General features: G+C 70.0%; 19 protein-coding genes. 10 read left to right on the top strand and 9 right to left on the bottom strand.

Going from position 1 to position 22,760, the window contains the following annotated elements; genetic code table 11:
* Nucleotides 1–353 precede the first annotated feature (353 nt).
* From ABIC70_RS20220 to ABIC70_RS20230, 3 genes are all read left to right on the top strand, one after another.
* The gene (locus ABIC70_RS20220; protein WP_043351879.1) at nucleotides 354–752 is read left to right on the top strand and encodes a hypothetical protein; all 399 of its coding nucleotides are present in this window, start codon (nucleotides 354–356) and stop codon (nucleotides 750–752) included.
* Between the two features lie 193 nt (nucleotides 753–945).
* Nucleotides 946–2,055 (top strand): efflux RND transporter periplasmic adaptor subunit, encoded by a 1,110-nt coding sequence (locus tag ABIC70_RS20225; RefSeq protein ID WP_354440840.1) that lies wholly within the window; start codon nucleotides 946–948, stop codon nucleotides 2,053–2,055.
* Nucleotides 2,048–5,215 carry an efflux RND transporter permease subunit gene (locus tag ABIC70_RS20230; RefSeq protein WP_354440842.1) on the top strand — a complete coding sequence of 1,056 codons (3,168 nt, stop codon included), beginning with the start codon at nucleotides 2,048–2,050 and terminating at the stop codon, nucleotides 5,213–5,215. Before ABIC70_RS20225 ends, ABIC70_RS20230 begins: the two co-directional genes overlap by 8 nt.
* Before the next feature lie 42 nt (nucleotides 5,216–5,257).
* Here ABIC70_RS20230 and ABIC70_RS20235 read toward each other — a convergent pair whose 3' ends face one another.
* The 3 genes from ABIC70_RS20235 to ABIC70_RS20245 form a co-directional block, all read right to left on the bottom strand.
* A complete protein-coding gene (locus ABIC70_RS20235) occupies nucleotides 5,258–6,040 on the bottom strand; it encodes an ABC transporter ATP-binding protein (protein ID WP_053610602.1) in 783 nt (260 codons plus the stop codon).
* A gap of 97 nt (nucleotides 6,041–6,137) precedes the next feature.
* Nucleotides 6,138–6,917 (bottom strand): ABC transporter permease, encoded by a 780-nt coding sequence (locus ABIC70_RS20240; protein ID WP_287091008.1) that lies wholly within the window; start codon nucleotides 6,915–6,917, stop codon nucleotides 6,138–6,140.
* A gap of 8 nt (nucleotides 6,918–6,925) precedes the next feature.
* Nucleotides 6,926–7,906, bottom strand: coding sequence for an aliphatic sulfonate ABC transporter substrate-binding protein (locus tag ABIC70_RS20245; protein ID WP_182591754.1), 981 nt, complete (start codon nucleotides 7,904–7,906; stop codon nucleotides 6,926–6,928).
* An 848-nt stretch (nucleotides 7,907–8,754) separates the two neighbouring features.
* Between ABIC70_RS20245 and ABIC70_RS20250 the strand changes: the two genes are divergently transcribed.
* The 3 genes from ABIC70_RS20250 to ABIC70_RS20260 all read left to right on the top strand — a co-directional run bounded on the left by ABIC70_RS20250 (nucleotide 8,755) and on the right by ABIC70_RS20260 (nucleotide 12,418).
* Entirely contained in the window at nucleotides 8,755–9,282 is a 528-nt protein-coding gene (locus ABIC70_RS20250; RefSeq protein ID WP_236952971.1) for a DUF4188 domain-containing protein, read from the top strand.
* 157 nt (nucleotides 9,283–9,439) lie between these two features.
* Nucleotides 9,440–10,780, top strand: coding sequence for an LLM class flavin-dependent oxidoreductase (locus tag ABIC70_RS20255; protein ID WP_354440845.1), 1,341 nt, complete (start codon nucleotides 9,440–9,442; stop codon nucleotides 10,778–10,780).
* Between the two features lie 147 nt (nucleotides 10,781–10,927).
* Complete coding sequence (locus tag ABIC70_RS20260; RefSeq protein WP_043356402.1) at nucleotides 10,928–12,418, top strand: HWE histidine kinase domain-containing protein; 1,491 nt, start codon at nucleotides 10,928–10,930, stop codon at nucleotides 12,416–12,418.
* 27 nt (nucleotides 12,419–12,445) lie between these two features.
* Here the strand turns inward: ABIC70_RS20260 and ABIC70_RS20265 are convergent, their stop codons facing one another.
* From ABIC70_RS20265 to ABIC70_RS20290, 6 genes are all read right to left on the bottom strand, one after another.
* Nucleotides 12,446–13,012: a cytochrome b gene (locus tag ABIC70_RS20265; RefSeq protein ID WP_502916031.1), complete on the bottom strand. Its 567-nt coding sequence runs from the start codon at nucleotides 13,010–13,012 to the stop codon at nucleotides 12,446–12,448.
* Entirely contained in the window at nucleotides 13,009–14,157 is a 1,149-nt protein-coding gene (locus ABIC70_RS20270; RefSeq protein ID WP_179696989.1) for an acyl-CoA dehydrogenase family protein, read from the bottom strand. Before ABIC70_RS20270 ends, ABIC70_RS20265 begins: the two co-directional genes overlap by 4 nt.
* Nucleotides 14,158–14,437: 280 nt before the next feature.
* Nucleotides 14,438–15,328 carry a LysR family transcriptional regulator gene (locus ABIC70_RS20275; RefSeq protein ID WP_043356396.1) on the bottom strand — a complete coding sequence of 297 codons (891 nt, stop codon included), beginning with the start codon at nucleotides 15,326–15,328 and terminating at the stop codon, nucleotides 14,438–14,440.
* Between the two features lie 79 nt (nucleotides 15,329–15,407).
* Complete coding sequence (locus tag ABIC70_RS20280; RefSeq protein ID WP_075380669.1) at nucleotides 15,408–15,872, bottom strand: nuclear transport factor 2 family protein; 465 nt, start codon at nucleotides 15,870–15,872, stop codon at nucleotides 15,408–15,410.
* A 121-nt stretch (nucleotides 15,873–15,993) separates the two neighbouring features.
* Nucleotides 15,994–18,057 (bottom strand): 2Fe-2S iron-sulfur cluster-binding protein, encoded by a 2,064-nt coding sequence (locus ABIC70_RS20285; protein WP_354440961.1) that lies wholly within the window; start codon nucleotides 18,055–18,057, stop codon nucleotides 15,994–15,996.
* 56 nt (nucleotides 18,058–18,113) lie between these two features.
* Complete coding sequence (locus tag ABIC70_RS20290; RefSeq protein WP_354440848.1) at nucleotides 18,114–18,731, bottom strand: glutathione S-transferase family protein; 618 nt, start codon at nucleotides 18,729–18,731, stop codon at nucleotides 18,114–18,116.
* Nucleotides 18,732–19,070: 339 nt separating this feature from the next.
* Between ABIC70_RS20290 and uraH the strand changes: the two genes are divergently transcribed.
* The 4 genes from uraH (at nucleotide 19,071) to ABIC70_RS20310 (ending at nucleotide 22,747) form a co-directional block, all read left to right on the top strand.
* Nucleotides 19,071–19,424, top strand: a complete 354-nt coding sequence (gene uraH / locus ABIC70_RS20295) for a hydroxyisourate hydrolase (RefSeq protein ID WP_053610606.1) — start codon at nucleotides 19,071–19,073, stop codon at nucleotides 19,422–19,424.
* A 248-nt stretch (nucleotides 19,425–19,672) separates the two neighbouring features.
* Complete coding sequence (locus ABIC70_RS20300) at nucleotides 19,673–20,827, top strand: transporter substrate-binding domain-containing protein (RefSeq protein ID WP_043385775.1); 1,155 nt, start codon at nucleotides 19,673–19,675, stop codon at nucleotides 20,825–20,827.
* Entirely contained in the window at nucleotides 20,824–21,465 is a 642-nt protein-coding gene (locus tag ABIC70_RS20305; protein WP_354440851.1) for an ANTAR domain-containing response regulator, read from the top strand. The genes ABIC70_RS20300 and ABIC70_RS20305 overlap by 4 nt, the downstream gene beginning before the upstream one ends.
* A 34-nt stretch (nucleotides 21,466–21,499) precedes the next feature.
* Nucleotides 21,500–22,747, top strand: coding sequence for an urea ABC transporter substrate-binding protein (locus tag ABIC70_RS20310; protein WP_043385770.1), 1,248 nt, complete (start codon nucleotides 21,500–21,502; stop codon nucleotides 22,745–22,747).
* Nucleotides 22,748–22,760 lie beyond the last annotated feature (13 nt).

The raw sequence follows: 22,760 nt of genomic DNA on the forward strand, positions 1-22,760 counted from the left end.
CGCAGCCGCGGACTCGGCCCCTCGCGATCCGACGCTAGCCCGACCGATGCGGGCGCTGAACTCGACCAAACGAGGTAGGGGCGGCTCGCGCGGCGGACGCCGTTGATCGGCCGAACCGACGCCGGATCACGCTCCGGCGGCACCGCCCGAGTTACGATGCCGCACCCAGGCCCGGCGGGGCGCCCCATGCGCGCGCCCCCTGCGACGAAGGTCTGTTTTCATCAGCTCGGGGCACGTCAAACGCGCAGATGTCCCGATCGGACCCGACCGTTTCGAAGATCTTAGACAATCGGCACGGAACTCATGGGACGATTAGGCACTTGGACGTTCGTTGAATCTTGGAGGAGCGTTTGATGAAGGTCTCACGTCTGGCGGGCGCGGTTGCGCTTCTGGCCGTCGCTGCCGGTCCCGCTTTCGCGGCCCCGTGCAGCACTGGAACCACAAAATCGAAGACCCCTGATCAGCAGGCTTCCAACCCGAACAGCTCCGATGTCGACAAGTCGAGCAAGAATCTGGCCGGCGGCCAGCAGCCCGCCTCGCCCGGCACGGTCGGCGCCATGAACAACGCCGGCGCGACGCAGACCGCGGATCGACAGGCCCCGACCGATGCGGGTGCGAAGTCGAAGTCGACGGACCCGGCTGCCGCGAATTTGGCTGGTGGCCAGCAGCCCGCCTCGCCCGGCACGGTGGGCGCCATGAACAAGGCCGCTGCTGACAGGCAGACCGCTCCGGTCTCCGACGACGGCTGCTGATCCGAACCGTACCCTTTCCCGCTCTATGGAAGCCCGCTTCGCAGTGTCGAGGCGGGCTTTTTCGTTCCTGTCCTCCGGCCGCGGCGAACCCTGGCTCCCGATTGAGCGAACCGGTTTGAACCGGCCAAGTTCGGGTGTATCTGGCATCGAAACCGGGTAGATTCGGCAATCGAGGTTAGGGGAGGAGCGCGACGTGGGTGGTCGCCGGGCGATGCTGCTCATCGGAGGGATGGTGCTCGCCGCGGCCGGTCTCGCCGTCACGCCACCGGGCGAAAGGCTGCGGGCGGATGCGGGCCCGATCATCGCGGAGATGCGGGCGCGGGCAACGGCGCTCGTCCCTGATTGGCGCGATGGTCCACCTGCAGCGGCACAGCTTCCGGCGCCGCGCACCGCCGTCGAGGATGGACGGACGGTGGTGCGGCTGACGGCAGCCGAGCGCGCGCGGATCGGGCTCGTGGCCGAGTCGCGGCCGGCCGTTCTTCACCGGCAGGAGCTGACCGCCTACGGCAGCGTCCTCGACCTCGCCCGGATCACCGAACTCACCAACAGCTATGCGGGCGCCGTCGCGGCGCTCCAGACGGCGCGCGCCCGTGTCGAAGTCTCGGCCAGTGCTGCCCGCCGGGCCCGTAACCTGGGCGCCGGCGTGGTGGCGGTGGCGCAGATCGAAACCGCCGAGGGCACGCTCCTGACCGATCAGGCGTCGATGACGGTGGCGGAGTCGCAATTGCGCACGCTCGCCGCCACGGCGCGCCAGGAATGGGGTTCGGTGCTCGGCAAGGCGATCATCGAGCGAGCTCCGCTGGTGACGCGCCTGATCGAGCGGACCGATTTCCTCATGCAGGTCACCTTACCGCCCGGGGAGACGCTTTCCGAAGCGCCGCAGGCCGCCTTCGCCGAGGTGCCGCCCCAGAGCGCGCGGGTTGCCCTCCGGCCGGTCTCGCCCGCGACGCGGACCGATCCGCGGATCCAGGGGCAGAGCTTCTTCTACCTGGTCTCCGGCGACAGCGGCCTCCTGCCCGGCACCAGCACGATGGCGTTCCTGCCGGCGTCCCGCGCGGTCAAGGGCGTCCTCGTGCCGGAGGATGCCGTCGTCCACGGAGAGGGCGGCACCTGGGTGTATCGCGGCACCGGCGACGGCGCCTACGTGCGCCATCCGGTCCGGCCGGATGCCCCGATGTCGGCCGATGCCTTCGTCGTCGAGGACCTGCCGGACGGCAGCGAGATCGTGCTGCGGGGGGCGCAGGCGCTCCTCTCGGAGGAGATGAAGAACCGCATCCGCGTCGTGGGCGACGACGATGACTGAGCCCTCCCCTGCAGCCGGTCGCGGCGGTTTGCAGGCCGCCCTCGTGGGCTTCGCCGTCCGCCTGCCGCGGGTGGTCCTCGCGCTGGCCTGCGCGGTCCTCGTCTTCGGGCTCTACGTCCTCTCGGGGGCCCGGTACGATGTCTTCCCCGAGTTCGCGCCGCCGACTGTGACGATCCAGACCGAAGCACCGGGCCTCGATTCCGAACAGGTCGAGATGCTGGTCACGCAGCCCGTCGAGGTGGCAGTCGGCGGCCTGCCGGGCCTGGAGACCCTGCGCTCCACCTCGATCCAGGGCCTGTCGGTGATCACCGCGGCGTTCAGGCCCGGCAGCGACGTCGACCGGATCCGCCAGCGGGTCAACGAGCGTCTGGCGGCGCTGGCCGGCCGCATGCCCGACGGCGTGGCAGCCCCCGCCATGACCCCGCTCACCTCTTCGACGCTCACCGTCCTCCTCGTCGGGCTGACCGCCGAGGCCCGCGACGCCATGGACCTGCGCCAGATCGCGGAATGGACCGTGCGCCGGCGGCTCCAGGCGGTGCCCGGCATCGCCCAGGTCTCGCTCTATGGCGGCGGCGTGCGCGCCCTGCAGGTTCAGGTCCGCTCCGACGACCTGATCCGCTTCCAGATCGGCCTCAACGACGTCCTGGCGGCCGCCCGAAAGGGGACCGGCGTGCGCGGGGCGGGCTTCGTCGACACGCCGAACCAGCGTGTCCTGCTCCGGACGGAGGGACAGTCCCTCACGCCGGAGGCGCTCGGACAGATCGTGCTGCACAACGACGGCGGGGCGAGCGTCGTGCTCTCGGATGTGGCCACCGTCACGGCCGCCCCGGAGCCGGCGATCAGCGCGGCCCTCGTGGACGGCAAGCCCGGCGTGCTGCTGATGGTCGGCGCCCAGGTGGGCGTCGACACGCGCGCCGTGACGGCCCGCCTGGAGGCGGCCCTGGACGAGCTGCGCCCGGTTCTGAAGCGCGAGGGCGTGAGCCTGCGGGCGGACCTGTTCCGGCCTGCGAACTTCGTGGATGTCGCCACGGGCAACGTGATCCAGGCGCTGGCGCTGGGCGGCGTGCTGGTGATGATCGTACTCCTCGTCTTCCTGGCGGATTGGCGGGCGGCGGTGATCAGTGCAGCGGCGATCCCGCTGTCGCTGATCACCGCCGCGCTCGTTCTCCAAGCCTGGGGCGAGAGCCTCAACACCATGACGCTGGGCGGGCTGGCCCTCGCCATCGGGGAGGTGGTCGACGACGCGGTGATCGGCGTCGAGAACGTCTCCCGCCGCCTGCGGGAGGCGCGGGGCGGACGGCGCAGCATCCCCCGCGTGGTTCTGGCCGCGATGCTCGAGGTGCGGACGTCGGTCGCCTACGCGACGCTCGCGGTGATCCTGATGTTCCTGCCCATCCTCGCGTTGACCGGCGTCGCCGGCCGGCTGTTCGGTCCGCTGGCGCTGGCCTACATCGCGGCGGTCGTCGCCTCGCTTCTGGTCGCGCTCACGGTCACGCCGGCCCTCGCGATCCTGCTCCTCGGCAGTCGTTTGACGCGCCATGCGGGCGCCGCTCCGCCCGACCCGCCGGTGGTGCGCTGGAGCCGGGCGGCCTATCTGCGGCTGCTCGCCGGCATCGGGCGGGTGCCGCGGATCGCCATGGCCGGCGCGCTGCTGGTGACCCTTGCGGGGGCCGCCATCCTGCCGACCCTCGGAGCGGTGTTCCTCCCCGACCTGAAGGAGGGACACATGATCCTGCACATGGTGGCCATTCCCGGCACCTCCCTGCAGGAATCGCAGCGGCTCGGGACCCTGATCACCGGCGATCTGAAGGAGATCCCCGGCGTGCGCGCCGTGGCGGCGCAGATCGGGCGCGCCGAGGCCGCCGAGGATACCGCCGGGCCGCATTACAGCGAGATCCACATCGATCTGGAGCCCGGCCTCGACGGGGCTGCCCAGCGCCGCGTCGAGGCCGGCATCCGGACGCTGATCGCCGGCTTCCCGGGGGCGGCCTTCTCGCTCAAGACCTTCCTGACCGAGCGCATCGAGGAGACCGTCTCGGGCTTCACCGCACCGGTCGTGGTCAATGTGATCGGCAGCGATCTCGACCGGATCGAAGCGGCGGCCCGCTCGGTCGCGCAGGAACTCTCGGAGGTGAAGGGCGCCCGGGACGTCCAGCAGGCCTCGCCCGCCGGGCTGCCGCAGGTCACGGTGGCGCTGCGCCCGGTGGATCTGCGGCATTGGGGCCTCGATCCCGTGGAGGTGCTGGAGGCGGTGCGCACCGCCTACCAGGGCGACACGGTGGGCCAGACCTATCGCGGCAACGCCGTGTTCAACGTGCTGGTGATCCTCGACGCACGCGTGCGGGATCGCCTCAGCGCGGTGGGGGACCTGCCCCTGCGGGCCCCCGGCGGGCGCTATGTCCGCCTGTCGCAGGTCGCCGACGTCTATGAGAGCGCCGGCCGATACCAAGTGCAGCATCTCGGAGCACAGCGCGTGCAGGCGGTAACCGCGAATGTCGCCGACCGCGATCTGGCGGGATTCGTGGCGGCGGCCAAGCGCAAGATCGCCCGCGAGGTTCGGCTGCCCGAGGGGGTCTACGTGACCTTCTCGGGCGCTGCCGAGGCCCAGGCGGCCGCCCGCCGCGACCTCCTCGTCCATGCCGGGCTCGCCGGCTTCGGGATCGTGGTGCTCCTCGCCATCGTGACCGGTTCGGCGGCGAACCTGCTGCTGGTGCTCGTCAACCTGCCCTTCGCCTTCGTGGGCGGCGTGGCCGCGGCGGCGCTGACCGGCGGGGTCTTGTCGCTCGGCTCGATCGTCGGGTTCGTGACCCTGTCGGGCATCTCGCTGCGTAACAGCGTGATGCTGATCGCCCATTACGAGCAGATGGTAACCCGGGACGGGCGATCCTGGGACGCGGCCACGGCGGCGGAGGGCGCCGCGGACCGGATGGTGCCGATCCTGATGACCTCCCTGGTCACGGGTCTCGGCCTGCTGCCGCTGGCGCTCGGCGCCGGCGAGCCCGGCCGTGAGATCGAGGGCCCGATGGCGCTCGTGATCCTCGGCGGCCTCGTCACCTCGACGGTGCTGAACCTGCTGATCCTGCCGGTGCTGGCGCTCCGCTTCGCCCGGTTCCGGCGCGTGGATCCCGCGGATCTGGAGCTGACCGCGATCGGGTCCTGACGGCGGGCCGATCCGGCCTCGCGCCGCAGGTCGCCGCTGGTCCTACCACCAGCTCGCGCGGGTCTCGGGGGCGGCCGGCCGGTTGGCCGAGGCCGGGCGCAGGGAGTGATCGAGGGCGGCCAGCACGCGGCGCACGGCGTCCTCGTAGGTCGCCGCCACCGGTTCGCGCGGCCGGGCGAGCCCGATCGGCACGGTCTCGTCCAGGCGTCCCGGCCGCGGCCGCATCACCACCACTCGGTCGGCCAGGGTGACGGCCTCTCCGACATCGTGCGTGACGATCAGGATCGTCGGCTTCGACTCGGCCCAGAGATCGAGGAGCTGCTCGTGCAATCCCTTCCGGGTGAAGGCGTCGAGGGCGGAGAACGGCTCGTCGAGGAGCAGGACTCGCGGCCGCGCCACGAAGGCCCGGGCGATGGCCACGCGCTGCTGCTGGCCTCCGGACAGTTCCCGGGGCCAGCGGCCACCGTGCTCGGCGAGGCCGACCCGCTCCAGAGCATGGGTCACGCGCGCCCGGCGCTCGGACCGCGGGAGGTCGGCGAGGCCGAAGCCGACATTGCCGGCCACGTCGAGCCAGGGCAGCAGCCGCGGCTCCTGGAACACGACGCCGACGCTCGGATGCGGCGCGCGGATCGTCTCGCCGTCGACCTGCACGGCGCCTTGGCTCGCCTGATCGAGCCCCGCGATCAGCCGGAGCAGAGTCGTCTTTCCGCAGCCCGAGCCGCCGATCAGCGCGACGATCTCTCCCTGCTGAACCGACAGGTCGATGGCCGACAGGGCCCGCGTGCCGTCGGCATAGGTCTTGGAGAGGTCGTCGACGGTCAGCACGGGCGTCTCTCGCGCGGTCGCGGGATGGGGATCGGATTGGAACCGCGGCGCGGGACCGTCCCCGGTTCCGCGCCGCGCGTCAGCCCCAATCCTGCGGTCACAGGCTGTCCCGCACGGTATCCTGCCATCGGGTCAGGGGCCGTGTCAGCGTCAGCAGGGCCATGTCGGCCGCCTTGCCCACGAGGGCAAAGGCGATGATCGCCGCCACGATCTGATCCGGCTTGCTGAACTGCTGGCCGTCGACGAGCAGATAGCCGAGGCCCTCGGAGGCGCCCATCAGTTCCGCCGCCACGACGAACAGGAAGCCGAGACCGAGCCCCGTGCGCAGGCCGACGAGGGTCGCCGGCAGCACGGCCGGCAACAGGATCCGGCGGGCGAGGGCAAGGCGGGACAGGCGGAAGATCCGCCCGACCTCGACCAGCTTGCGGTCCACCGAGGCGATCGCCCCCGAGACGCCGACATAGACGGGGAAGAACACGCCCACGGCGATCAACAGCACCTTCGGCGTCTCCAGGATGCCGAACCACAGGATGAAGAGCGGCACCCAGGCCAGAGACGGGACGGCGCGCAGGGCCTGCAGGCTCGGATCGATGAGCCAGCGCAGCAGCGGGATCGTCGCGACGAGGGCACCCGCGATGATCCCGGCCGCCGCCCCGCACAGGAAGCCGAGGCCGACCCGCACGAGGGTCGCCTCGACGTGAAGCCAGAGATCGCCCGACACCGCGAGCTCCCAGAGGGTCGCGCCGATCCGGCTCGGCGGCGGGAGCAGCCGTCCGGAGGCCGCGCCCGTCGCCACCGCGATCTCCCAACCGATCGCCGCGACGAGCGGCAACAGAAGCCCCAAACCCGCGCGGCCGCCCCGCCGCAGCAGCGGCACGCTGCCGCTCACTGTCCGGCGACGGGATTGAAGCGCGCGTCGAGCAGGCCGTCGACGGCCGCGGCCACGTCGGTACCCGCCGGGATCACGCCCGCCTGCTGCAGGGCTGTTCCGGCCGCCTTGATCGACTGGGCCTGGGCTGCGCCGATCGCCGGCTGGGACAGGTCGGTCCGCTCGAGCTGACGGGCGATCACCGGCTCGGGCAGCTTCGTGGCCGCAACGAGGGACGCGGCGAGGGCCTGGGGGTTGGCGAGCGCGTAGGCGCGGGCCCGCTCGTAGGCGGCGATCACCGTCCGGACGAGGTCGGGATGGGCCGTCGCGAACTCCTCCCGGACGTCCAGCAGGCCCCAGGTGTTCGCGGCGGCATCCCGGTAGAACAGCACGTCGCCGTTCTCGATCTCGGCGGCGGCCATCATCGGATCGAGGCCGGCCCAGGCATCGACGTCGCCGCGATCGAGGGCGGTCCGGCCGTCCGGATGCTGCAGCAGCACGAGCTTGGCGTCGCGCTCGGTGAGGCCGGCGCTCTGGAGCGCGCGGATTAGGAAGATGTGCGGATCGGTGCCCCGGGTGACGGCGACGCGCTTGCCCTTGAGATCGGCGGGCTTGGCGATGCCGCTGTCCTTGCGGGTGACGAGCGCCGTCCATTCCGGGCGCGAATAGGCGTAGATCGCCTTGATCGGATTGCCGTTGATCCGCGCCACGAGGGCTGCGGCGCCGGCCGCCGAGCCGAAATCGATGGCGCCGGCGTTCAGGAATTCGAGCGCCTTGTTGGAGCCGAGCGACTGGACCCAGCGGACCTTGATGCCCCGCGGCGCCAGCGCCTCCTCGAGGAAGCCCTTCTCCTTCAGGAGCAGGCCGACCGGATTGTAGGTCGCCCAGTCCAGGCGGACCTCCTTCGGATCCTCGGCCCGGGCCTCGCGCGACAAGAGGCTGCCCAGGCACGCCAGGGCGAGGCCGGCGGCCAGGAGGGATCGGCGGTTCGGGATCATGAATCGGGCCTGGCGTCTGAAGTGGGTGCGGCGGGAGGCGTTCGGTCTGCGGCGCCGTAGCACAGGTCCCGGTTCGCGGTGCGATCCGAGCCGGTTCCTTCGAGGCGGCCGCGTTCGGGGAGTCAGCAGCGGCGGCAGATCAGCCGGACGGGTCTTTCGGACCGCGGCGAGGTTCGAGCGCGAACCGTCCACCCGATCCGGACGGCGTCCCTGTTCGTCCCGGGGACACGACCGGACCGCCCATGCGTCTTCATCTTCCCTGCGCTGCCCTTACCGTGACAGTGAATACAAGATCCTGTCGGTCGGCCAAGGAGTCAACGAAACGGCTTTCTCTACTTTGCTGGATGAAAGCAAGAATGTTCGTCATTTTGCGACGGCACGAGAATATTCTGCGCTTGAACGGACCGGCGATGCCACTGCGGTTCTCCGACCCTTCTCGGCGCCCATTCAGGCCAGCGAGACGCCCTGCGTCCGACGACGGGGGCCGCTCGGCGCCATCGGGGACGTGCGCGGCGCGCAAGCGTGTCGAGCCTCCTGGCGGTCGCGCATCCCGGTTCATCGCGACCGGTCTGCGCCACGCGGAATCCCGGGCGGACGTCCGGCAGCCGGCGTGCCCCAGCCTGAACCGACGTCGGATTGGATGCGACCCTCCAGTAACGTCGATGGCAGAGCCGGTGCGTCGTCCCCCCGGGGGGCCCGGCACATGGCGTCGGGATCGGCCTTCGTCATTCATCGCTCGATCACGAGATGTGCCGACCCTTCGTGCGCGAATATTGATTTGCAGAAAGGCCGGTGAATATTATCGGTTTACGGGTTCGGGCGAGTCACGCGGCGATACAGGCGCGATCATGGGGACGAGCATGGGCGCGAACCGGCACGAGCGGGTCCCGGACTTCTCGGGCTATCCGGATCTCGTCGTGATCTATCTCGGCATGAAGGTCCGGACGCTCGCCGGCGTCAGGACTCTCCTCGGCTTCGGACCGCGGATCGCCACGGTCGGCGCGGAACGCCCGGACGGCCTGCTGCACTACGAGAACAACATCATCTTCAGCCTGCGCCCGCTGCATCTGGGCATGCGTTGGTACTGGCGCGACATCGACAGCATGGTCGCCTGGGCGAAATCCGAGCCCCATCGGATCTGGTGGCGGGATTTCCTGCGGGACACGCGCGGCGTCGGCATCTGGCACGAGACCTACCACATGCGCGGCGGCATGGAGGCGATCTACAACGCCGTCCCGGGCGCGGTCGGTTTCTCGGCCTTCATGCCGATGCAGGAGGCGCGCGGCTCCCTGGCGACGCGGCACGCGCGGCATGCCACGTCCGATCTGCACGACCTTCCCTCGGGGAATGCGCCGGAAACGTCCGTGTCCCGCTGACGCGCGCCATGGGCCCCGGTGCCGGCCGGTACCGTCCCAGCGGAAGCGGGATGAGCCTCGCGCGTGCAACGCTGGGTTCGCTTGCACGGGTGGGTCGGCTAGACTCCGGCCCGCTCACGCGGCACGGAGCAGATCAGCCTCGATGACGGTCGGTTCGATGAGACAGGGCACCCTGCGCCTCGGCGCATTCTTCTACGCGACCGGCCACCATGTTGCGGGCTGGCGCCATTCCTCCAGCGAAGCCGACGGCGGTCTGGTCCTCGAGCGCTATGTCGGCTGGGCGCAGCGGGCCGAAGCCGCCAAGTTCGATCTTATCTTCCTCGAAGATGGCACCGGCATCCGCGACCTCGATCTCCGATCCAGCGAGCGCACCGCGCGCTCCACCCATTTCGAGCCGGTGACGCTCCTGTCGGCGCTCGCGGCGGTGACGAGTCGGATCGGTCTCGTCGCCACCACCTCCACCAGCTTCAACGAGCCCTACAACGTCGCGCGCCGGTTCGCGTCCCTCGACCACCTCAGCGGCGGACGGGCCGGCTGGAATCTCGTCACCTCCGCGACCGACGCCGAGGCGGCGAATTTCGGCGGCGACCGGATCGCCCGCCACGCCGACCGCTACGAGCGCGCGGAGGAGTTCGTGGACGTGGTCCTCGGCCTCTGGAACACCTGGGACGACGGCGCGGTGATCATCGACCGCGCCAGCGGGCAATTCTCGAAGCCGGATGGCTTCCGCCCGTTGAACCACCGCGGCAGCCATTTCGAGGTGCGCGGCCCGCTCAACATCTCGCGCACCCCGCAGGGACAGCCCGTGCTGGTGCAGGCCGGCTCCTCCGGGCCCGGCAAGGATCTGGCGGCGCGCACCGCCGAGATCGTGTTCACGGCCAATCAGACGCTGGAGGAGGCGGTGGCCTTCTACGGCGACCTGAAGGAGCGGATGGCGCGGTTCGGCCGCGCCCCGGACGATCTGAAGGTGATGCCGGGCCTGTTTCCCGTCGTCGGCCGCAGCGAGGCCGAGGCGCGGGCGAAGTTCGAAGCCCTGCAGGACCTGATCGATCCCGTCGTCGGCCTCGCGCTGCTCGGACGCATGATCGGCGGCCACGACCTGTCGGGCTACGATCCCGACGGGCCCGTCCCGGAATTGCCCGAGACGGACGGCATCAAGTCCCGCCAGCAGCTGATGGTCGATCTCGCCCGTCGCGAAGGTCTGACCCTGCGTCAGCTCTACCTGCGCATCGCGGGCGCCCGCGGCCACTCGCAGATCATCGGCACGGCCGCCCAGATCGCGGACGAGATGGAGGAGCGGTTCCGGGCTGGCGGGGCGGACGGCTTCAACATCATGCCCCCGACGCTGCCCGGCGGCCTCGACGACTTCATCGCGCTGGTCCTGCCGGAGCTTCGCCGGCGCGGCCTGTTCCGCACCGAGTACGAGGGCCGAACCCTGCGGGACCATCTCGGCTCGCGCCCGCCGGCAGGATTCGGGCCTCATCCAGCCAGGACCTAGGGGTGGCGGCCGGTCGCCGCGTGCAGCGACCGGCCTGCGGCGTCTTGGCCATTAAGATGATTGCGCACAAGCGATAATCCCTGTGATACGAGGAGCCATCACGGTCGAAGGCCGCCATGTGCAGGTCGTGGCAGGGGCGACGGGGCATTGACGGATCAGCAGGAACGCACCCGCTTCGAAGCGGAGTTTGCGCGCATCGGCGCGAGTTCCGACCCGTTCGTATCCGCCGTTCGGGCGACGCGGATGCCGATGCTGATCACCGATCCCAATCAGCCGGACAATCCCATCGTCTTCGTCAATGCCGCCTTCTCCACGCTGACCGGTTACGCCCATGACGAGATCATCGGGCGGAACTGTCGGTTCCTGCAGGGGCCCGAGACCAACCGCGCCGATATCGCCAAGATCAGAGCGGCCATCGCGCGCCGGGTGCCGATCGAGATCGAGCTGTTGAACCACAAGAAGAGCGGTGAGCTCTTCTGGAATCGGCTCCTGATCTCGCCGGTCTTCGATCGCGACGGTGAGCTGACCTATTTCTTCGCGTCGCAGTTCGACGTGACCCTGGAGCGGGACAAGCTCGCGCGGATGCATCGCGACCGGCTGGCGCTGGAGCTGGAGGTGGAGCGTCGCACCAGCGACCTCACCCGCAGCGAAGAGCGGCTGCGCTTCATCCTGAAGGCCGGACGCTTCGGCTCCTGGACCCTCGATCTCGCCGACATGCGCCTGGTGGCCTCCGAAACCTGCAAGGAGAATTTCGGACGGGCGGCCGACGACCCGTTCAGCTACGAGGATCTGATCGCGGCGATCGATCCCGAGGACCGCCCCCGCATGCAGGCGGCGGTGCAGACCTCGATCCGCGAGCACAGCGACTACGACATCGAGTACCGGGCGCGCACGCCGCGTGGCGAGCTGCGCTGGCTGCAGATCCGCGGCCAGACCTTCTACGACGCGGTCGGCCAGCCGCTGAGCATGGCCGGCGTCTCCATCGACGTGACCGAGCGCAAGCGCGCGGAGGAGCACCGCACCCTCCTGGCCGACGAGCTGAACCACCGGGTGAAGAACTCGATGGCGACCATGCAGTCCATCGCGCACCAAACTCTGCGCAACGCATCCTCCGTGGAGGAAGCGCACAAGACCCTCGACGCACGGCTGCAATCGCTCTCGGCCGCCCACGACGTTCTGACCCGCGAGAGCTGGATCGGCGCCACGCTGACCGTGATCGTGGAGGGCACATTGCAGCCGTTCCGCGGCGGCGCGGGGCAGAGGTTCCTGATCAACGGCCCGGAGGTGTGGCTGACGCCGCGCCTGACCCTCGCCTTCACGATGGCTCTGCACGAGCTGGCGACCAACGCAGTCAAGTACGGCGCCCTGTCGAACGACAGGGGACGGGTGATCCTGAACTGGGACGTGGTGGATGGGGCGAGGCCAGCCCACCTCTGGTTCCGTTGGGAGGAAATCGGCGGACCTGCGGTGACGGCGCCGGCCCGCGGCGGCTTCGGCACGCGCCTGATCGAGCGGGCGCTGGCCGCCGAGATGGGAGGCTCGGCGGAAATCGAGTACCGCCCCCGCGGCGTCGTCTTCACCCTGGACGCGCCGTTGCCCGACCGGAGACCGGCCGCAGCGGAGGACCCAACGGCCTGAGGACCTCGAGCGCCGGCGCGCCGCCGTTCACGTCATGCGCGTCAGGACGGCCTCGTTCCAGAACCTGCGATGCAGGAAGGCCATCGCGGCATGGCCGAGGACGACCGCCAGGAGCGTGAAGCCCAGCCAGTAATGGAACAGATCGGCGGGAAGCATCATCCAGGCGATCTTCGTGTCCCGCTCCGGCATCAGGGGAAGGCCGTAGGGCGCGAAGGGCTTGCCCGAACCGTACTGACGCAGCAGCGCGAGGCCGGGGACGAGGATCATCAGCAGATAGATCAGGCCATGACCGGCCACGGCGGCGCGCCCCGGAGCGCCCGGATGCGACGGGCGCCGGTGGAGATTCGCGAGTCCCCAGGCCCCGCGCAGGAGCACGAGCACGAACAGCGTGAAGCCAAGGGTGAAGTGGCTCCCGCCGACGAGGCGCGTGAGCGCGGTGTCACCGATCGCGACGTAGAGCAGCGCGCCCGTGAATTGCCACGCGAAGAGGGCGGCCATCAGCCAGTGGAAGCCGCGGCTGATGCGGCCGTAGCGGTGCGGGGTGTCCAGCCAGACACTCTGCGACGCGGCTTCGCGGCTCATCGGGCTGGTCATGCCGCGGTCTCGGTCCACAGGTCTCCGGCCATGGCGTCGGCTTGCAGGATCTCGGACGCCGCGGCGGTGAGCGCATGATCCGGTCCGGGCTGGCGCAGATAGGTGGCGAGGTCGCGCGCGAGCCGCTCCAGCCTATGGCCGCGCATGAATCCCTGCAAGCCGACCGAGCGCTGGGCCAGCTGGAGGACATCGAGGCCGGCACGCTCGACCGCGAGGCGGACCAGGTTGATGTAGGCGACCACGCGTGCGGGCGGCATCCCGGCGTCCGATGCGACCTGCGCGCCGCGCTCGATCCAGAGCCGCGCCCCCTCGACCGCGATGGCTCCCTCGCCGAGGCGGGCCAATTGGTGCGGGTCGCCGCCCCGGCCGGTCCGGTTCAGGTGGCCGCGCCAAGCATCGAACACGGCTTCGATGCCGCCGAGCTGGACCGCCGCGAAACGCCACGCGCCGCCCGAGAAGGCCGGCTGCTGGAAATAATCGTCGGGCTGGCCCAGGATGTCGCCGGCATTGACGGCGAGACCGGTGAAATCGACCGTGCCGGTCGCCGAAGCGCGCATGCCCTGCGCGCGCCAGGCCGAGAGATCGGCCCGGGTGCCGGCCTCGAGCGGCACCACCATCATCGCCACGCCGGCCCGGTCCGGATGCCGGGCGGTCACGAGGGCGCGGGTGACGTAGCCGGCGCCCGACGCGAAGGTCTTCACGCCGAGGAGTCGTCCGTCGGTATCGCGGGCCTCGACCCGCAAGCCGCCCTCGGCCGGCTCCGTATTCCAGACTCCGAACAGATGACCGGCGCGCGCGTCGGCGAACAGGCGGCTTCGCTGGTCGGGCGTGCCGTACCGGGCAATGAGCTGGATGGCGTTGACGTGTCCCTCGTAGAGTCGGCCGAGGGCGAGGCTACCGTAGCCGACCAACCGCAGAACCTCGGCCAGCGCGCCGGCTCCCGGCTCCGTCCCCAGGCCGGCCCCGCCCTGTTCCACCGGGACCGGGGCGGCGAGCAGCCCGAGCCGCGCGAGATCGGCAACGTCGTCCTGCGGGAAGCCGCCGTCATGGTCCTGGGCATCCGCGCGCGCCGCGGCGGCGGCGGCAATGGTTCGGGCGGCCGCCTCGGAATCGTAGATCGGGTCCAGACGGGTCCACTGGTCCATGCGTCTTTCCCCTTCAGGTCGCGGCCGGGCGCGGCGGAGTGCGCAGACCGCACCGCCGATCCGTGCACGCTGAGCGCCTAGCATCGCGATCCGCGCGGCCCGTTACAGGAGCGCAGCTGCGCAGGGTCGGGCGCTCGGATGTCGTCACGTCTCGCCTCCTACCCGCACTGGATGCGGAAGATCATAGAAAGCTAACCTGAGAGTGAAGCACCCTTTCCTCATCCGGGGCTGCGACCAATGCGACCGCATTCCGCCGGGTCGGCGGCTGCGCCGCGATGGTTCAGTTCAAAGTCCGGTTGGCGCGCAGCTGCGACACCGCGAGGTCGACGAAGGTCCGCACCTTCGCGGGTGCGCGCCGGCCTTCGGGATACAGCACGTGGACGGGTATCGGTGCCTCCTCGTACTCGTCGAGCACGATCCTGAGGCGGCCTTCGAGCAGATCCGGGCCAATCTGGTAGTGCAGGACCCGCGTCAGCCCCCAGCCTGACCGGGCGGCGGCGATCGGAACCTCGTTGGTGTTGCTCTGAAGGGTGGGATGGACGACCACCCGCTCGTTCCCCGCGAACCGCCATTCCGGCGACGCCCAGGCGCCGGTGGAGACTGCGATCCGGTGCCGCTTCAGATCCGCCGGCGTCGTCGGCACGCCGTGGCGCGCGAAATAGGCCGGGGCGCCGCAGATGACATGGCGGACCGACCCGACCCGGGCCGCCGTCAATCCGGAATCGGTCAAGCGGCCGATCCGGATCGCGACATCGATCCCTTCCTCGACGATGTTGACGGGCCGATCGACGAACAGGGTCCGCGCCGACATGGTCGGGTAGGTGTCGAGGTAGTGGGTCACGATCGGGAGGACGTGCATCTTCCCGAACAGCACGGAGGCCGTGACCGCGAGCGTCCCCGAGGGCGTCGCATTGGAGCCGGCCGCCGCCGACTCGGCCTCGGCGATGTCGGCCAGGATCCGCCGGCAATCCTCGTAGTAGCGGCTGCCCGCCTCCGTGAGCTTCACGGAGCGCGTCGTCCGGATCAGGAGCCGGGCGCCGATGGTCTCCTCGAGGGCCGCCACAGCACGCGTGACGGCCGGCGGGCTCATGTGCAGGAGGCGGGCGGTCTGCGCGAAGCTCCCCGTCTCGGCGACCTTGGCGAAGACGCGCATGGTTTGCCAACGATCCAAGGCCTCGCTCCTGGGCTTCGCGAAACGGACCGCGCCGCCGACGCCCGGTCCAGGCTCCCCTCACCCGCCGGGCCGGTGATCAGAACCCGAAATGGCTCAGGCCCGGATGATCGTCCGGCCGGCGTCCGAGGGGCCAGTGAAACTTGCGGTCCGCTTCCGCGATGGGCAGCTCGTTGATGCTGCTGTGCCGGTAGCGCATCAGCCCGTCATCGGCGAATTCCCAGTTCTCGTTGCCGTAGGCCCGGAACCAGTGGCCGCTGTCGTCGTGGTACTCATAGGCGTAGCGCACGGCGATCCGGTTACCGGTGAAGGCCCAGAGCTCCTTGATGAGGCGGTAGTCGAGCTCCCGGTTCCACTTGCGGGTCAGGAAAGCCTCCACCTCCGCGCGTCCGTTCAGGAACTCGGCGCGATTCCGCCAGCGGGTATCGGTCGTGTAGGCCAGGGCGACCTTGGCCGGGTCGCGGCCGTTCCAGCCATCCTCGGCGAGGCGGACCTTCGCGATCGCGCTCTGCTCATCGAAGGGCGGCAGCGGGGGACGGGACATGGTGTACTCCTGGGGTGCGCGAGGTTGCGGGACCCGGGCCCGATATCGACGCCGCGCACAATGATCGGCCGCCGACGATCCCGGAAGGTGGAAAACGGAGTCGGGTGAAGCGTGCCGGGCGTCACAGCGCGAGCTGCACCCGGTCCGTGCCTTCGGCGGGCACGGCCGAGCAGATCAGCACTTCGTCCTCAGTTACGGCGGCGCTCGGTTCCTTGCGATAGGTCACGGCGCCGGCGAGCAGCTTTGTGCGGCAGGTCCCGCAACTGCCTTCCCGGCAACTGAAGGCGGGTGCGAGGCCGCGGGCTTCGGCGAGGTCGAGGAGGCTACCGGACTCGGGGGTCCAGCGCGCCTCCTTGCCGGTGTCGAGGAAGGCGACGGGCACCGGTTTCGTTGAGGGTGGCGGGCGGGGCGGCGTGGCGCCCTCCGACCCCGCCGTCCGGACCAGCGCGGAGGGGCCGAACGCCTCCGCGTGGATCCTGTCGTCCGACACGGTGTAGCCGCGCAACCCGTCATAGAGCGCCTGCGTGAAGGTCGGCGGCCCGCACAGGTAGAAGTCGTAATCGGCGAAAGACAGGAAGCGCGTGAGCAGCGCCATGTCGATCCGGCCCGCGGCCTCGTAATCGACGCCGGCCCGGGCGTCGGAGACGTCGCTCAGGACGCGCACGATCCGGACGGAGCCCTGTGCCGCTGCGGCCAGCTCGGACAATTCCGCGTCGAAGGCGCGATCGGACCGCGCACGTGCGGCGTAGATGAGCGTGGTCGGTCGGATGTTGCGGGTGCGCAGGCCCTCGTAGACCACGTGCCGGAGCATTGCCAGGAGCGGCGTTATCCCGACGCCGCCGGCCAGCAGCACCGCGGGGCGCGCCGCGTGGGCATCGAGGGAAAAATCGCCGCCGGGCGCCCGCGCCTCGATGATGTCCCCAACCTGGAGGCGGTCGTGCAGGTGCTGCGAGACGATGCCGTCGCGCTTCACGCTGATGCGGTAGGTCGGGTCGGAGGGCGCGACCGAGAGCGTGTAGGTGCGGATCACCGGCGCGTCCGCTCCGGGCAGCGTCACGCGGATCGGGAGATGCTGGCCCGCACGGTGCGGGAGCCGTCCGGCTCCGTCGTCCGGAGCCAGATGGAAGGACCGGATGGAGCGGCTCTCGTCGGTGATCTTCGTCACCCGGAAGGGCCGCCAATGCGCGGCACGCTCGGTCGCCCGGACGCGATCGGCCGCCTCCACCCAGTCGCCGGTCATCAGCGCGTTCGGCGACCATCCGTCCGCCTGGAACGACCACCGCAGCGGGAGGGCGCCCCGCCGACGGATGACCCGGCGCGGCCGGAAGCTCCAGAGACGCTCGGCGCCCTGGAAGGCGGCGAGCTCGGGCGAATCCAGGATCACGGCGGCGTCGCCGGTCAGGTGGAGAAGATCACCCGTCGCGAAATCGGTGAAGACCAGCCCTGCCCTGCCGTTGAGGTGGATGTTGCCGAGGGTGGCGAAAAACAGGTTTCCGGCGAAGTCGGGGATCGTGAGCGTACCGTCCGCAGCGACACGGACGAAGCCCGCCTTGCCGCCGCGATGCGAGACGTCGACCTGGCGCCGGCCCTCGCGGTCGGCATACGACGCCACGAAGAACGTGTCGGCCGCCGCGATCAGGGACCGCGCCGCCTCGTCGAGGTCCGCGCGCTCCTCGATTGGGGCCGCGACGGGCGCGCGAAGATCCCCGAGGACGGTCATGTCGCGGAGCTGGATGTACTGCGGACAGTTTCCGAAGCTCTGATCGACGTCGAAGTGCAGGATCCCGCCGGCCGTGGACCGGACGATCCCGTTGACGCGGTTGCGTCGACGGCTGTGCAGCTCGATCCCGAGGAGACCGATCGCGTCGCCCTCCCCCGTACCCTCAGCCGCGGGATCGCCCGGGTCGGGCCGCACGGCGATGTCGAGGGCCGTCGGTGTCGGTGAGGTGATGAAGCCCGGGCCGCCGGCGAGAAGCGTGGCCCAGGCATCGCCGCGCCGGTCGACGCTGCCGAGAACGACGAAGGGAATCTGGGCATAGAAGGCGCGGTGCTGATCGGGCATGAAGTCCCGCACCACCCTCTGTCCGATCATTTCCATCCGTTCGGCGGCGCCGACCGTCTCCTGAATGGACTTTTCGCCGGCATGCCAGGTCGGCAGCTTCGCAAAGGTCTGACCGTTATCCATCATGGCGCCCTCCGCTCGAGTCCGCTCCCGGATGCGGTTGCATCCAGGCCTGCCGGTCACCCCGCGGCCGTGAGGCCGGCGGGTGTCTTCGCGAGAGGGACGAAGCCCGGCAGGCTTTCGACCCGGCGCAGGAACGCCTCGACGTTCGCATAGCTCGACAGATCCACGTTGCCCTCCGGGGCCCGGGCCAGGTAGCTGTAGAGTGCCACATCCGCGATGGTCGGCCGCTCGGCCGCGAGCCAGTCCCGCCCGTCGAGATGCGCCTCGAGCCGCGCCAGAAGCGTGTGCGCCCGGGCGATCACCTCCTCCGGATTGAACGTGGCGCCGAAGACCGTGATCAGCCGGGCCGCGGCCGGTCCGTAGGCGAGTTCACCCGCCGCGACCGACAGCCAGCGCTGGACCGCCGCCGCGCCCTGCGGATCCTCGGGCAGCCAATCCGACCGGCCGAGCCGTTTCGCGACGTAGACCAGGATGGCGTTGGAATCGGAGACGATCACGCCGTCGTCGTCCAGCACCGGTACCTGACCGAACGGGTTCATCGCGCGAAAGGCCGGCGTCTTGTGCTCGCCCGCCTTCAGGTCGACCTCGACCAGCTCATGCGGCGCGCCGACCAGGGACAGGAACAGGCGAGCCCGGTGCGCGTGGCCCGAGAGGGGATGATGGTAGAGCTTCATGGTGGCGGTTCTCCGTCGGGGGCCGGGATTGCCCCGCGCCGCGACGGTAGAATGCTGCCGTCGCGGCTTCGGCGGAATGCGCGTTCTGCGCAGCACATCATTCCGGAAATCGGAATAATCATCGGCGCCTGTCGCCGGCCTCGCATGAGAGCCGGGATCGCGACCAGTCCTCGGATCCGTGCCGGCGCGCCGATGCCGCGCGCGAAGGTTCGGGGACGTGAGGAGCGATTGGAGGGATGACGTCCTCTTTTCGGGTTGCACCTGCGGGATCCGCGTGCTCGTCTCACCCGCCTTCGCCTCCGCCGGGCCCGCGGACGGGTCGTCGATAGGATTCTCGCCATGGGCCATCTCTCGACGCACGTGCTGGACACCACCTCGGGCAGGCCGGCTGCCGGCGTGGTCATCGAACTGCGCCGCCTCGCCGCCGACGGGACGGCGGAGCCTATCGCCTCGGCCGTCACCAATGCCGACGGGCGGACCGACGGTCCCCTGCTGGACGAGGCGACCCTGTCGGCCGGCACCTACGAATTGCTCTTCCACGTCGGCGCGTATTTCGCCCGGACGGGCCTGGACGGATCGCCACCCTTTCTCGATGTCATCCCCGTCCGATTCGGGGTCTGCGACCCGGACGGGCGCTATCACGTCCCCTTGCTCGTCACGCCGTGGAGCTACGCGACCTATCGCGGAAGCTGACGTGGTCCCGCGCCGGACAGGACCGGTGGCAGGGCTGAAGAGCCGCGTCGAAGGCCGCGAAGAGAGGGGCGGGACGCAACCTCCGAAAGGACCGCGCGGGCCTTGACACGGGCTTCATAACCGAAGAGCCTAGTTTTCAGGCGCGGGGCAAAGCTGCCCAGTTTCGCGCCACAATGTCTCGACCTTTCCCGGCGATGCCGCCCGCAGTGCTCACGCACTGGCGGGCTTTTTGCGTTCTGAAGGATTGCATGGGCCTCAGCCATCACAGCATCGGCATCCTGTTCTCCACGGACGGTCCCTACGGCCTCGTAGGGCGGGCCATGCTGAACGGGGCACGGCTGGCGGTCGAGGAAGTGAACGCGCAGGGCGACATCACCCTCGAGCCGGTGATCTGCGACCCGCAGGGCGCCCTCGCCGGATACGTCGCCGGCGCCGAACAGCTCCTCGGCGCGGGCATCCGCCACGTCGTCGGTTGCTACACCTCGTCGAGCCGCAAGGAGATCATCCCGATCTTCGAGAAGCGGGATGGATTGCTCTGGTATCCATCGCATTACGAAGGCTTCGAGACGTCGGCGAATGTGATCTACACCGGCGCCGCACCGAATCAGCACATCGTCCCCCTGGTCCGATACCTGCTCGCCCGGGGCGGCCGTACCGCCTTCTGCGTCGGGTCCAACTACATCTGGGCATGGGAGAACAACCGGATCCTGCGCGAGACGCTGGCGATCGCGGGCGGCCAGGTCACGGGTGAACGCTATCTCGCAGTGGGCGAGACCGCCCTCGGGCAGGTGATCGAGGCGATTCTGGACGCGAAGCCGGACTTCGTCTTCAACACCCTGATCGGGACGTCGGCGTATCGCTTCTTCCGCGATTTCCGGAACGCCTGCCGCGCGCGCGGCATCGACCAGCCGCGGACATTGCCGGTGGCGAGCTGCAGCCTCGCCGAGCCGGAATTGGAGGCGATCGGGCCGGAGGCGGTCGACGGTCACCTGTCGTCGAGCGTCTACTTCACGTCGATCGACTCTCCCCGAAACCGGGCCTTCACGGCCGCCTATGCGGCGCGCTTTCCGGACGGGCCGACCGCGTCGGCCGATACCGAATCCTCCTACATCGCGGTCCATCTCCTGGCGCGGGCGCTGGCGCGGGCCGGGACGGAGGACGCCGCGACGGTGCGCAGGACCGCCTGCATGGACGCGTTCGACGCGCCGCAGGGGCCGGTCCGTCTCGACGAGACCACGCTCCATGCCTGTTTGACGCCCCGGATCGGCCTCTCGACGGCGGCGGCCCGCTTCAGCATCGTGGCGCAAGCGGACGAGCCGGTGGCGCCGGATCCCTATCTCGTGCGCAGCGACCCGCGCGTCGTGCCGGTGAGCCGGCGTCCGCGCCTGCGGGTGGTGCCATGACGAATCCCCGCCTGATCCAGAACTTCAGTGGCGCGCAGGCCCTGCTGATCGCGCCGCCGGGCACCGCCACCGAGGTTCTCGCCGGCACCCTGTTGAAGCTGGGGCTCACGGTCGCCTCGGTCGTCCCGGCCGGCGAAGCGCCCTGGCTCGATTTCGAGAGCCTCGACCCCGAGCGCCACATCGTCATCGTGGACGGCGACCTGCCGCTGCCGGGCATCGCGGCGAGCGCCGTCTCCGATCTGCCGCCAGTGCCCGTGGTCGGGCTCGTCGGCGCCGAGGCGCCCAGCCGGCTCAAGGGGCTGCTCCAGCTCGGCGCCACCGGGCTGCTGCGCAAGCCGATCCACGGTGCCTCGGTCTACGCCGCTCTGTTCCTCGCGGTGAACGAGCACAACCGACGGCGCGTGCTCGAGGAACAGCTGGCCCGCCACGAGGAGCGGCGGCGCGGCCGGCGCCACGTCGTCAAGGCGATCCTGCGGCTGATGCAGGAGCACGGCCTCGACGACGACGCGGCCTACGAGGCCCTGCGCCGCGAAGCGATGCGCGCCCGCCAACCCCTCGAAGCGTACTGCGAAGCGCTCATCCGCGCCCGGCCGTCCCCCGTGGCGCCCACCGTGGCGACGCGACTGGCCCGCTCCTGAAGTTCTTTCGCCCCCCGAAGACGAGGATGCCCTGATGCCGAGAACGCCCCGCGGATCCCGCCTGTCCGCCCTCGCGGCCGCCCTGCTCCTGAGCACACCTTTGGCCGCCCCCGCGGCCCGCGCCGCCGACCCGATCAAGCTCGGCGTCCTCGAGGACCAGTCCGGCGACTTCGCCCTCGCCACGATCGGCAAGGTCCACGGAATCCAACTCGCCGCGGACGAGATCAACGCCGCCGGCGGCATCGCCGGGCGCAAGCTGGAACTCGTGATCTACGACACGCAGTCGGACAACACGCGCTATCAGGAATTCATGCGCCGCGTGCTCCAGCGCGACAAGGTCAACGCCGTCTTCGCGGGCTTCTCCAGCGCGTCCCGCGAAGCCTACAGGCCGATCGTCGACCAGCTCGACGGCTTCGCCTTCTACAACAATCAGTACGAGGGCGGCGTCTGCGACGGCCACATGGTCATCACGGGCGCGGTGCCGGAGCAGCAATTCTCGACGCTGATCCCGTGGATGATGGAGAAGTTCGGCAAGCGGGTCTATACGATCGCGGCCGACTACAATTTCGGTCAGATCTCGGCCGAGTGGGTGCGCAACATCGTGAAGGAGAACGGCGGCGAGATGGTCGGGGAGGAATTCATCCCCCTTGGCGTGTCGCAGTTCTCGCAGACGATCCAGAACATCCAGAAGGCCAAGCCCGACATCCTGATGACGCTGCTCGTCGGCACCGCGCAGGCCTCCTATTACGAGCAGGCGGCGGCCGCGAACCTGAAGATCCCGATGGGGTCCTCGGTCAATATCGGCCAGGGCTACGAGCACAAGCGCTTCCAGCCCCCGAGCCTCGCCAACATGTACGTGACCACGAACTACATCGAAGAGGTCGACAGCCCGTCGAGCAAGGCCTTCCTCGCCAAGTGGAAGGCGAAGTTCCCGAACGAGCCCTACGTCAACCAGGAGGCCGAGAACTCCTACCTCGCGGTCTACCTCTACAAGCAGATGGTGGAGCGGGCGAACGGCTCGACCAAGCGGGCCGACCTGCGCAAGGTCATCGCGGCCGGCGACGTCTGCGTGGACGCGCCGGAGGGCAAGGTCTGCATCGACCCCAAGAGCCAGCACGCCTCACACACGATCTCCCTCGCCAAGGTCGACGAGAAGCACGCGATCTCGTTCCCGAAGACCTGGGACAACATCCAGCCCTACTGGCTCGGGAAGGCCGGCTGCGACCTGACCCAGAAGGATCCGATGGCGCAGTATACGCCGAGCAACCCGCCCAAGCCCTGAGGCGCACGATACC

The sequence above is a fragment of the Methylobacterium sp. 1973 genome (genome assembly GCF_040545035.1).
Classification (GTDB): domain Bacteria; phylum Pseudomonadota; class Alphaproteobacteria; order Rhizobiales; family Beijerinckiaceae; genus Methylobacterium; species Methylobacterium fujisawaense.